This window comes from Chitinophaga niastensis (assembly GCF_003014755.1).
GTDB lineage: Bacteria > Bacteroidota > Bacteroidia > Chitinophagales > Chitinophagaceae > Chitinophaga > Chitinophaga niastensis.
Genome location: NZ_PYAW01000001.1, coordinates 96,755 through 108,878, shown reverse-complemented (window position 1 = coordinate 108,878; position 12,124 = coordinate 96,755). Strand labels below are relative to the sequence as shown.

General features: G+C 44.2%; 9 protein-coding genes. 6 read left to right on the top strand and 3 right to left on the bottom strand.

Annotated elements, in window-relative coordinates; all coding sequences use genetic code 11:
* On the top strand, positions 1–267 hold the full coding sequence (locus CLV51_RS00500; RefSeq protein WP_106526058.1) for a hypothetical protein: 267 nt from the start codon (positions 1–3) through the stop codon (positions 265–267).
* A gap of 189 nt (positions 268–456) precedes the next feature.
* Here the strand turns inward: CLV51_RS00500 and leuS are convergent, their stop codons facing one another.
* Complete coding sequence (gene leuS / locus CLV51_RS00495; RefSeq protein ID WP_106527539.1) at positions 457–3,222, bottom strand: leucine--tRNA ligase; 2,766 nt, start codon at positions 3,220–3,222, stop codon at positions 457–459.
* A 259-nt stretch (positions 3,223–3,481) separates the two neighbouring features.
* Between leuS and CLV51_RS00490 the strand changes: the two genes are divergently transcribed.
* From CLV51_RS00490 to CLV51_RS00480, 3 genes are all read left to right on the top strand, one after another.
* Positions 3,482–4,354 (top strand): cell division protein FtsX, encoded by an 873-nt coding sequence (locus CLV51_RS00490; protein WP_106526057.1) that lies wholly within the window; start codon positions 3,482–3,484, stop codon positions 4,352–4,354.
* A gap of 37 nt (positions 4,355–4,391) precedes the next feature.
* On the top strand, positions 4,392–4,688 hold the full coding sequence (locus tag CLV51_RS00485) for a DUF3098 domain-containing protein (protein ID WP_106527538.1): 297 nt from the start codon (positions 4,392–4,394) through the stop codon (positions 4,686–4,688).
* A 75-nt stretch (positions 4,689–4,763) separates the two neighbouring features.
* Entirely contained in the window at positions 4,764–5,564 is an 801-nt protein-coding gene (locus tag CLV51_RS00480) for an undecaprenyl-diphosphate phosphatase (RefSeq protein WP_106526056.1), read from the top strand.
* A gap of 192 nt (positions 5,565–5,756) precedes the next feature.
* On the opposite strand, the gene CLV51_RS00475 is transcribed toward CLV51_RS00480, so the two are convergent.
* Positions 5,757–6,974 carry an alanine dehydrogenase gene (locus CLV51_RS00475; RefSeq protein ID WP_106526055.1) on the bottom strand — a complete coding sequence of 406 codons (1,218 nt, stop codon included), beginning with the start codon at positions 6,972–6,974 and terminating at the stop codon, positions 5,757–5,759.
* Between the two features lie 43 nt (positions 6,975–7,017).
* The gene (gene tsaE, locus CLV51_RS00470; RefSeq protein WP_158266893.1) at positions 7,018–7,560 is read right to left on the bottom strand and encodes a tRNA (adenosine(37)-N6)-threonylcarbamoyltransferase complex ATPase subunit type 1 TsaE; all 543 of its coding nucleotides are present in this window, start codon (positions 7,558–7,560) and stop codon (positions 7,018–7,020) included.
* Between tsaE and CLV51_RS00465 the strand changes: the two genes are divergently transcribed.
* Both CLV51_RS00465 and CLV51_RS00460 read left to right on the top strand, forming a co-directional pair.
* A complete protein-coding gene (locus CLV51_RS00465) occupies positions 7,561–9,666 on the top strand; it encodes a heavy metal translocating P-type ATPase (protein WP_106526053.1) in 2,106 nt (701 codons plus the stop codon).
* Between the two features lie 474 nt (positions 9,667–10,140).
* Entirely contained in the window at positions 10,141–12,045 is a 1,905-nt protein-coding gene (locus CLV51_RS00460; protein WP_106526052.1) for a RecQ family ATP-dependent DNA helicase, read from the top strand.
* The last annotated feature ends 79 nt before the right edge of the window (positions 12,046–12,124 follow it).

Genomic DNA, 12,124 nt, shown 5'->3' with positions numbered 1-12,124 from the left:
ATGAATAAAACTTTCAAGGACCTGTTACTGGTAACATTAATCCCGTTGGGGGTCTTTCTGATAGCATGTCTTAGCGGATCTGAAGGGATTATCATGGCAGGTATATTATCAATGTTGCTAGTAGGGGCCTATTTTATTACAGGACTCATCCTGCTTATTCTCAAAAATAATCATTGGGGAAAAGTATTATTACTGTCAGCAGGCATTGTTTTGCTGGTAGGATTATCTACCTGCGGAATTATGATGAATGGGATGAGTTTTCATTAATTTGTCTTTCTCCCGATTAGACTGATTATGCTGATTACCCTGATTTTTTTATTTTGATTTTAAAAAGATTAGCGAAGACTAAAATGGATATTTCCGCTTCAATCTTCGCTAATCTTTTTAAATCTTTTATTAAAAAAATAAAATCAGGGTAATCAGCATAATCAGTCTAATCGGGAGAAAGACAAACTCCTATATCACCACATTGATCATTCTTCCCTTTACTATAATCACTTTCTTGGGTGGATTGCCTTCCAGCCATTTCTGCACTATTTCACTGGCCAGTACTTCCTTTTCAATGGCAGCGGTATCAGCATCTAGTGCAAAGCCCATTTCAGCGCGGGTTTTACCGTTGATGGCAACAGGGTAGTTGAAGGTGCTTTCTTTGGTATATTGTTCATTATATACCGGGTACAATGCATTCAGAATGCTCTCGTTGTTACCGATATATTGCCACAGTTCTTCGCACAGGTGCGGAGCATATGGTGTAAGCAATATCAGCAATGGCTCCAGTATGCTGCGTTTATGGCAACGCATGGTAGCGAGTTCATTTACACAAATCATAAACTGACTCACAGCTGTATTGTAAGAGAAACTGGAAGTATCCTGGTCTATCTTATGAATAGTTTTGTGTAATATTTTCATTTCTTCCGGTGTAGCCGCTTGTTCATTTACGAGGAGGCTTTTCTGTTCATCGGCAAACAGGCGCCACAGCTTTTTGAGAAAACGATGTACGCCTTCAATCCCTTTGGTATCCCATGGTTTGGACTGTTCTACGGGCCCCAGGAACATTTCGTACATGCGGAATGTATCAGCACCGTATTTCTCAACGAGTTCATTTGGATTAACGGTGTTGTACTTGCTCTTACTCATCTTCTCCACTTCTGTACCACAGATGTACTGGCCATCTTCGAGGATGAAAGTAGCTTCGTAATAGTCAGGTTTCCATTTCTTGAAGGCGGCTGTATTTAACGTTACCCCATCTACGAAATTAACATCTACATGCAGCTTATCTGTTTGGTAATTGTCCTTTAAACCGGCAGATACGAATTGATGTGTGCCATGGATACGATATACAAACCGGGAAGATCCCTGAATCATCCCCTGATTGATCAATGATTTAAACGGTTCATCAAAACCAATATGTCCAAGGTCAAACAATATTTTTGTCCACATACGGGAGTACAGCAGATGCCCTACAGCGTGTTCTGTACCGCCTACGTATACATCCACCTGGTTCCAGTAATCAGTGGCTTTACGGTCCGCAAAAGTGTGACTGTTGTGCGGGTCCATATAACGCAGGAAGTACCAGCTGCTACCGGCATAACCGGGCATGGTGTTGGTTTCGCGTTTAACACCGGGGGCTACATTTACCCAGTCGGTGATGTTGGCCAACGGGCCTTCGCCTTCTTCTCCTGGTTTATAGTTTTCTACATGAGGTAATTCCAGTGGCAGGTCTTTTTCGTCCATTCCATACGGAATACCATCTTTGTAGATGATCGGGAAAGGCTCCCCCCAGTAGCGCTGACGGCTAAAGCCTGCATCACGCATTTTATAATTGATCTGGCGCTTACCAATACCCAGTGCTTCCAGTTTGTTGATCACTACATCTGTGGCGGGTCTCATATCCATGCCATCGAGGAAACCGCTGTTTTGCAGTTTGGCATCTTTGGTAGGATTGGCTTCCTGGCCATTGAAGGCATCGCCAATAATGTTGGTGATAGGAATATTGAAATGTTTGGCAAAGCCAAAGTCGCGCTGGTCGCCGCAAGGCACCGCCATGATAGCGCCGGTACCGTAACCGGCCAGTACATATTCCGCAATCCATACCGGAATTTCACGACCATCAAACGGGTTGATGGCATAGGCGCCGGTAAAGCAACCGGTGATCTGTTTTACATCGGCCATACGCTCACGTTCAGAGCGACTTTTAACGTAATCCAGGTATTTATCAATATCAGCCTGTTGTGCCGGTGTAGTAATCTTTTGTACCAGGTCGTGCTCAGGAGCAACTACCATAAAGTCCACGCCAAAGATGGTATCCGGGCGTGTCGTGTATACATCCACGTGACTGGTGGAGTTTTTAACGGCAAATTTTATTTCAGCGCCCTGGCTCTTGCCGATCCAGTTGCGTTGCATTTCTTTCATGGCATCGCTGAAGGATACAGTTTCCAGTCCTTCCAGCAGGCGGTTCGCATATTCAGTAATACGCAGGAACCATTGGCGCATTTTCTTTTTCACTACAGGGTGGCCACCACGCTCGCTGACACCGTTGATCACCTCATCGTTTGCCAGTACAGTGCCTAAAGCAGCACACCAGTTCACTTCTGCATATGCCAGGAAGGCGAGGCGATACTGCATCAGTATATCGCGCTGTTCTTTTTCGCTGTAACCCTGCCATTGTGCGGCAGTGAATTGAATGGTACGGTCGCCCGGACAAATAAGCCCGGCATTCCCATCTTTCTCAAAAATGTTTACCAATCCGCTGATGGGCTCCGCTTTTTGGGTAGTTCTGTTGTACCAGCTTTCAAAAATCTGCAGGAAAATCCACTGGGTCCATTTGTAATAGCCAGGATCGCTGGTATTTATCTGGCGTTCCCAATCGTAGCAAAAGCCGATGTTATCCAGCTGTTTGCGAAAAGTTTTCATATTGGCTGCAGTGGTAACAGCAGGGTGCTGACCAGTTTCCATGGCATATTGTTCTGCCGGAAGGCCAAAAGCATCATAGCCCATGGTGTGCAGCACATTATAGCCTTTCAGTCTTTTATAGCGCGCATAAATGTCTGTGGCAATATATCCTAAAGGGTGCCCTACGTGAAGGCCAGCTCCTGAGGGGTAGGGGAACATGTCCAGTACATAACATTTAGGTTTGGGACCGTTATTGCTTACCCGGTAAGCGTGGGACTGATCCCATTGTTCCTGCCACTTTTTTTCGATTGCCCTGAAATTGTATTCCATATCAGTTGTAGATGAGCTGTAATTGGCCGGATATAAACAATACATCCGGGTATTACCGCGTTATCAGTTATAATTTAAAAATTCTATGATGCCTGTTCAGCAAAATAATGTTAAAATCATTAATACACCAATGTCATTCCCTAACATCTCTATATATTGCTGTTTTGTTACCCTGATCTGATGTATTACCTGATCGGGCTGGCAAAATTAAACACATAACTACTAATTTTTATTATTTTCGCCGATAAACTGCAGATTAATGGCGCAACCTGGGAAATCATCAGCAAAGAAGTCGAAACCATCCTACCTGTACTCCATCATTGGTGTGGCGCTGGTATTGTTTTTACTGGGCACATTGGGTCTGGTGGTAATACATGCAAATAAGCTGAGCGTGTATTTCAAGGAAAGCATTGAGGTTCAGGTGATCCTGAGAGATAATGTGAAAGAAAACCAGGCACTGGCCCTGCGCGACTCCATGGCGCATAAACCATATATCAAGTCAATTGAATATGTGTCCAAGGAGATGGCTGCACAACGTTTTAAGAAAGATTTTGGGGAGGATTTCATTACCCTGTTGCAATACAATCCGCTCTACAGCAGCATTAACATAAAGGCAAATGCCAATTATGTAAACAATGATAGTTTGAAGATCATTGAAAATAACCTGTCCCAACAGAGTATTGTTCGGGAGATCTCTTATCAGCGTACATTGGTGAGTAAACTGAACGAAAATGTGAATAAGATCGGTATGGTGATCCTGATCATCAGTGGCTTACTGGCCCTGGTGGTGATTTTCCTGATAGATAACACCATTCGTCTGGCTATGTTCAGCAACCGTTTCCTGATCAAAACCATGCAAATGGTAGGCGCTACCCGTTGGTTCATTGCCAAGCCGTTTGACCTGCGCAGCATTGCTAATGGTGCCATCAGTGCCGTAATTGCCATTGCTGGCCTGATCGGTATTATGTCGCTGGCAGATAAGGTATTGCCGGAATTGACCGGGCTGCGTGATAATCTCATGATCGCCTTATTATTTGCAGGCATGATCCTGATCGGTATTTGTATTTCCCTGGTGAGCACACATCGCTCAGTAATGAAATACCTGCGCTTAAAACTGGATGATCTGTATTAATTTAAAATCTTTAACTGAAGATATAATACCAAATATTATGGCTAAAATAAGCATAAAACCAGCTGTCAAAAAGGATGCACATGCTATTGAAGTAGCACTGGAAAACAGCCGCCCTATTTTCTCTAAAGAAAATTATAAATTCATGCTGGCTGGTGTAGTGGTGATTATACTGGGTTTCCTCCTGATGATGGGTGGCAATTCCGATGATCCCAATGTTTTTAAACCAGAAGAAGTATACAGCTTCCGCAGAATTACCCTGGCGCCAATTGTGATTGTGCTGGGACTGCTGATAGAGGTGTATGCTATTATGCGCCGTCCTAAAACGAAAGCATAATATTTACAGCATTAAAAATATTAATAGCGATGACTCCCTCATCGCTTTTTTTCACTTTTAACCATACTTAATTCAATGAACTTTGTACAGGCTATTATCATTGCCATTGTGGAAGGGTTAACGGAATTCCTGCCCATTTCTTCCACCGGCCATATGATTATTGTAAGCTCATTGCTGGGCATTAGCAAAGATGAATTCACCAAATTGTTTGAAGTGGTGATTCAACTGGGAGCCATTCTGGCGGTAGTTGTTTTCTACTGGAGGAAATTCCTGGTATTTGACAAAAACCGGTTTAATTTTTATCTGAAACTGTTTGTGGCGGTGATTCCTGCGCTGATCCTTGGATTTTTATTCAGTAAAAGAATTGATGCGCTGCTGGAAAGTCCGCTTACAGTGGGTATTATGCTGTTGCTGGGAGGTATTGTATTATTATTTGTAGATAACTGGTTTAAAGACCCCACTATTCTTACAGAAGAAAAGATTGATATTTTCACTGCCCTGCGTATCGGATTTTATCAGTGCCTGGCGCTGATTCCGGGAACCAGTCGTAGTGCTGCTTCCATCATTGGAGGTATGCAACAAAAACTTTCCCGCAGTGTGGCTGCCGAATTTTCCTTCTTCCTGGCAGTGCCTACCATGGCCGCTGCTACAGGTTACAAGCTCTTAAAAGGAAAGGAACTGCTGATGGCACATCCTGAAAATCTGAAACTCTTACTGGTAGGTAATATTGTGGCTTTCGTGGTAGCGTTGGGAGCCATCAAATTTTTTATCGGTGCTTTGAAAAAGTACGGATTTAAGATGTGGGGCTATTACCGTATTGTAGTAGGTGCTATTATTATTGGTGCTATCCTGATGGGATATACACTGGAGGTATAGCGGATTTTGTCTTTCTCCCGATTAAGCTGATTATACTGATTACCCTGATTTTCTTTTTTTTGATTTAAAAAGATTAGCGAAGATTAAAGCGAATATTCCCGCTTCGATCTTCGCTAATCTTTTTAAATCTTTATAAATAAAAAATAAAATCAGGGTAATCAGTATAATCAGCTTAATCGGGAGAAAGACAATTTACCCTTTCACCGCCAGTAACAGCTCCAGGTCAGTATATTTCAGTTTGAACTTCTCACTTAAATGGTAATTTGTCAGGGCCCCTTTATAGAGATAGATACCATTACGTACCCCGCGCTTGATCCATACCAGGTTCTCAAAACCACCGTCATCAGATGCTTCTATAAGCAGGGGCATCAACACATTGCTGATAGCTTCTGAGGCTGTACGTGCAAATCCGGATGGGATATTAGGCACACAATAATGTACTACATCGTATTTTTTAAACACCGGATTTTCATGGCTGGTAATCTCGGAGGTTTCAAAACAGCCGCCACGGTCAATACTCACATCTACGATCACAGAACCGGCTTTCATATTACTTACCATGGATTCGCTTACCACAATAGGTGTGCGGCCGCTCTGGGACGACAATGCTCCTACGGCTACGTCTGCATTGCGTAACTGCTCTGCCAGTACTTTAGGCTGAATAACGGAGGTGAATACACGAACCCCGATATTATTCTGCAGACGTTTTAATTTATAGATATTATTATCGAATACTTTTACGGAAGATCCCAGTGCCAGTGCGGTACGGGCGGCAAATTCGCCAACTATACCAGCGCCAATGATCACCACTTTGGTAGGCGGAATGCCGGTAATGCCACCCAGCAGGATGCCTTTACCTTTATTGCCATTGCTGAGATACTGACCGGCAATGAGCATACAGGCGCCCCCTGCAATTTCACTCATGGCCCTTACAATAGGATAAGTACCTGCGTCATCTTTCAGATTTTCGAAAGAGAGCAGCGTAATGCGTTTCTCCATCATCTTTTGTACCTGTGGAGCTTTCAGCGCCGCCAGGTGAATAGGGGAGATAATGATCTGGTGCGGGTGCAGTAATTCAATCTCTTCATCATTCAGCGGAGCTGACTTAACAATGATCTCCGCTTTAAAGACTTCTTTTTTATCATACACAATTTCCGCCCCGGCTTCAGAATAGTCGGTGTCGTAATAATGTGATCCATCGCCGGCTTTGTGTTCTACCACTATGTGATGTCCGTGTGCCGCTAAAATGCTGACCGCATCGGGCGTAAGGGCAATACGGTTTTCCTGGAAAGATGTCTCCTTAGGGATACCTATGAACAACTTGGAATTTTTTTGTGGAATATCCAACGTTTCTTCCAGTGGTGAATAGGAAAAGCCAGCACTTACAACAGGTTTTTGCCTTTGCTCCATATACGTGTTCCGTTTTTTTTAAATCGAAGTATTCAAAGATACATTATTTGGAAGATGCAATGATTTCGCGCAAGATCCTTTTTTGATCCGGCAGTACTTCCAGTTGAAGATGCACGGTATTAGGCGGCAACATATGTGCCACTACCCCGGGCCATTCCACAAAACAGATAGCATCCTGGTACAGGGTATCTTCCACACCTGCACTGATGGCGTCATCTTCATCCCGGAGGCGGTACAGGTCCAGGTGGTAAATACTATGGGGTTCCCCCTGTTTATCCTGGTAGGTATATTCATTAATGATGGAAAAAGTAGGGCTGGCAGTGGTGTCCTGCACGCCCATAGCAGCGCATAAAGCTTTTACCAGCGTGGTTTTACCTGCTCCCATAGGACCATCAAGCGTAAATACCTGTTTGTCAGTAAAATGTTCCCAGAACTGTTTGGCTGTTTTGGGTAATTGGTCCAGCGTAAATGTCCATTGCATCCTCAAAAATAAGCAGAAAGCTGCTTTCTGCTTCGCTGTTGCATTAATATTTTCATCCTGTAATTCACCAACAGGTAACTTTGTAACAAGGAGAAAATATGACAAATGACACCAATCAGTTGTAAGGTAGAAGGGATGCATTGCACCAATTGTGCACTCAGCGTTTCCAAATACCTGGAGAAAAAAGGTATGCAGGACGTAAGCGTTAGCTTCGCTACAGAGGAAGTTAGCTTTACGGCACCTGTTGGTGCGGATTCCAAAGAAGTGCTGCATGGCATTAATCAAATGGGTTACCGCGTGGTATTCCCGGAAGATAAACCGGCCAAACGAGCCATACATACCACCCTCACATTCAAATTTTTCTTTTGCCTCATATTTACAGCCCCCCTTTTACTGCATATGTGGGTAAACTGGCCATGGTTAAATCGTCCATGGGTGCAGTTCTGGCTTACACTGCCGGTATTTGCAGTGGGAATGTGGCATTTTGGACGCAGTGCCGTTCGCTCGCTGATGAACCGTATGGCCAACATGGACGTACTGGTGGCCCTGGGCGCTACGGCGGCCTTTGTTTATAGTTTTGTGGGTACAGTGATATATGCTAACCCCGACTATATGTTTTACGAAACTACTGCTGCCATCCTTACCCTCGTATTCCTGGGTAATATGCTGGAGGAAAAGTCTGTGAAACAAACAACCACGGCTATTGCTGAACTGGCTAAAATGCAGATCACCACTGCCCGCCTCATCAATACTGACCACGGCCATGAACATATCCATGAAGTAGATAACCGCACCTTACGCCCAGGCGATTGCGTGTTGGTCAATACCGGCGATAAAATACCTATGGATGGTACTATCTATTGGGGTAGTGGTCATGCCAACGAATCCATGATCACAGGCGAAAGTGCGCCGGTTGTTAAAAAAGAAAAGGATAAAGTAATAGGGGGCACCCTGCTGGAAGATGGTAGCATCAAAGTATATATCACCGCTACCGGCAAGGATACCGTGCTTTCATATATCATTGAGCTGGTGAAACAGGCCCAGGCCGATAAACCACCTATGCAAAAGCTGGCAGACCGCATCAGCGCTATATTTGTGCCGATGGTGCTGAGCATTGCAGTGATCACATTTTTAGGCTGGTATTTTATAGGCCATACTTCTGTTGCTACTGCCATGATGCGCAGTGTAGCCGTACTCGTTATTGCTTGTCCGTGTGCCATGGGATTGGCCACACCGGCGGCTGTAATGGTAGGACTGGGCCGCGCTGCCCGTAATGGTATCCTCATCAAAGGAGGACATACACTGGAGATGTTCAGGGACATCAAACAAGTGGTATTTGATAAAACAGGTACACTCACCACCGGTAAACTGCAGATGGGTGAATATCATTTTTTTGAGATGACGGAGCAGGATTTTAAACAGATCGTTTATAGCCTCGAAAAATATTCTTCTCACCCTATTGCCCGCTCTATCGCCGGCTTGTGGAAATCCGGCGGGGAACTGCCTTTGCAGCAGGTACGTGAACACAAAGGACTGGGAATGCGGGCAAAAGATGGGGAAGGTAATGAGTGGCAACTTGGTTCTTTCAGAATGGCAGATGGTGTTACGAAAGATGACAGCCATAACCTGTATCTCCTGAAAAACGGACTGCTGGCCGGCTGGATCGACTTTACAGACGAAATAAGACCCGAAGCCGCTACAGTTATTAAACAATTACAACAGGTAGGTATAAAATCAATTTTACTGAGTGGAGATACCACTCGCAAATGCCAGGAACTGGCCGCTAAGCTTGGTATCACAGAAGTATATGCTGAGCAATCGCCGGAACAAAAACTCCAGAAAATTGATGCATTCATGAAAACTGCTCCCACCGCTATGGTAGGAGATGGTATCAATGACGCACCGGCATTGGCAAAAGCGACTATCGGTATTTCTCTCAGCGATGCCACACAAGTGGCCATGCAAAGTGCAAACGTGGTATTGTTGAATAATAACCTGGGCTCCCTGCCACTGGCGCTGGGACTGGGAAAACATACTTATCTCACCATCAAACAAAATCTTTTCTGGGCGTTTATTTATAACGTAGTAGCGATACCAGTAGCCGCTCTCGGATTTTTAAATCCTATTGTGGGCGCCGGCGTAATGGGCCTTTCAGATGTAGTACTGGCCATCAACTCCGTTAGATTGCGCTATAAAAATGTACAACGCTAAAAAGGAGTTTGTCTTTCTCAGGATTAGGCTGATTATACTGATTACCCTGATTTTATTTTTGGATTTGGAAAGATTTTAAAAAGATTAGCGAGGATCTAAGCGGATATTGTCTGAACCAGGATTTTTAGGATTGAATGAATTACCCTGATGGATACTGAAGATCTAAGCGGAGATATTCGTTAATATCTTCCAGATAAAAAACAACATAACACCCATCAGGGTAATTCATTCAATCCTAAAAATCCTGGTTCAGACAATATCCGCTGAAATCTTCGCACATCAGGATAATCATACCAATCACAAAAATCACAGTTCAGACAATATCCACTGAAATCTTCGCTAATCTTTTTAAAATCTTTCTAAATCCAAAAAATAAAATCAGGGTAATCAGTATAATCAGCTTAATCCTGGGAAAGACAATCGTCAGCTGTATGGTTTATCCTATCTTCGCGTGAACCAGTTACAACTAATCATTTGAGTACGCCAGTAGCCATACTACAACAATATTGGGGATACGACCAGTTTCGACCGTTACAGGAAGATATAGTAAATACGATCTTGTCCGGACAGGATACACTGGCGCTGTTGCCTACCGGTGGTGGTAAATCTATTTGTTTCCAGGTGCCGGCTATGTTGAAACCGGGCTTGTGCCTGGTGATCACACCGCTTATTGCATTGATGAAAGATCAGGTGGCTAACCTCAAAAAAAGAGGTATCACCGCCTATTCCATTTACTCCGGTATGCAGTACAAAGAGGTGGAAAAAGTATTGGAATCCGCCCGCCGCGGAGGTTGTAAATTTTTGTATGTATCTCCTGAAAGACTCCAGAGCAAACTGTTTCAGACGTATTGTGATGGCCTGCCGGTAAATATTATTGCAGTAGATGAAGCGCACTGTATTTCTCAATGGGGCTATGATTTCCGTCCCGCCTACTTACAAATAGCGGATATACGCAGTTTTTTTCCGGATGTACCGGTATTGGCACTCACCGCTTCTGCTACGCCTAAAGTGCAAACAGACGTTTGTGATAAACTGCTGATGAAAGATGCGAAAGTGTTTACCAAAAGCTTCGCCCGCGCTAACCTTTCGTACAGTGTATTAGAGGAAACCACCAAAATAGATAAAGTAAAACATATACTGGATCGCGTGCCTGGCTGTGGTATTGTATACTGCCGCAACCGCAAGCGTACCAAAGAAATAGCCACATTATTGCAAATGCAGGGAATCCCTGCAAGCTACTACCATGCGGGCCTGCCACAGGCGGAACGTGCCGCCAGACAAGAAGCCTGGATCAATAATGAAACACGCATCATGGTTTGTACCAACGCATTTGGTATGGGCATCGATAAACCGGATGTACGCATAGTAGTACACTATGATATGCCTGATGGTCTGGAAGCCTACTACCAGGAGGCAGGGCGTGCCGGTCGTGATGAACAAAAAGCTTATGCGGTACTCCTCTACAATGAGGAGGAACTGGCGGATATGCACGAGCGCATAGCGCTGCAATTCCCTACACTGGAGCAGATCCGCGAGGTATATCAGGGTATTGTGAATTACCTGCAGGTGCCTGTGGGCAGCGCAGAAGGGATGTACTTTGATTTTGATATCAACGATTTTGCCCGCACTTTTCACCTGAACCTCACCATTGCCTATAGCGCGGTGCGACTGTTGGAACAGGAAGGCGTGCTGCAATTAAGTGAAAGCGTGTTCCTCCCTTCCCGTGCGGAGTTCGTAACAAATAAAGAGTCACTATACGAATTCGAAAGTGCCTACCCTGCACTGGAAGAAATCATCAAAACCCTTCTCCGTACATATGAAGGGATATTTGACAATCCCGTGCCCATCTACGAAAGACAAATAGGCAGGATCATGTTGATGGAAGATGATGATATCGCTGCACTGTTGCACCAATTGCATCAGTATGGCATTCTGCATTATCATGCGCGTCGTGATGAGCCACAGCTCTGCTTCCTGCAGGAACGTGTATCCGCACAGCAACTACGTATTAACATGGCGAGGGTGGAAGTACGTAAAAAAGTATATGCCGACCGGCTGGAAGCTATGTTTGCGTATGCCCGTAACCGTGATACATGCCGCACACAACAGGTGGTGGCCTATTTCGGAGAAAAGGAAAGCAAGCCTTGCGGGGTATGTGATAGCTGTTTGAAAAAGAAATCACTCCCCATGGATGCCGCTGCATTTAAACGTATATCCGATACCGTTATCTCCTTAATAAAAGAACAACCATTGTTATTTACAGTCCTGCAAATCAAAATGCCGGATGTAAAAAGAAATGATCTGATGGAAGTATTGCAGTTCCTGAATGAGGAGGGGTTGATTAAAAGAGATGAAGAGGGGAGATTGTCTTACTCATGATTAGGCTGATTATACTGATTACCCTGATTTTATTTTTGGATTTAAAAAGATTTTAAAAAGATTAGCGAAGATTAGAGCG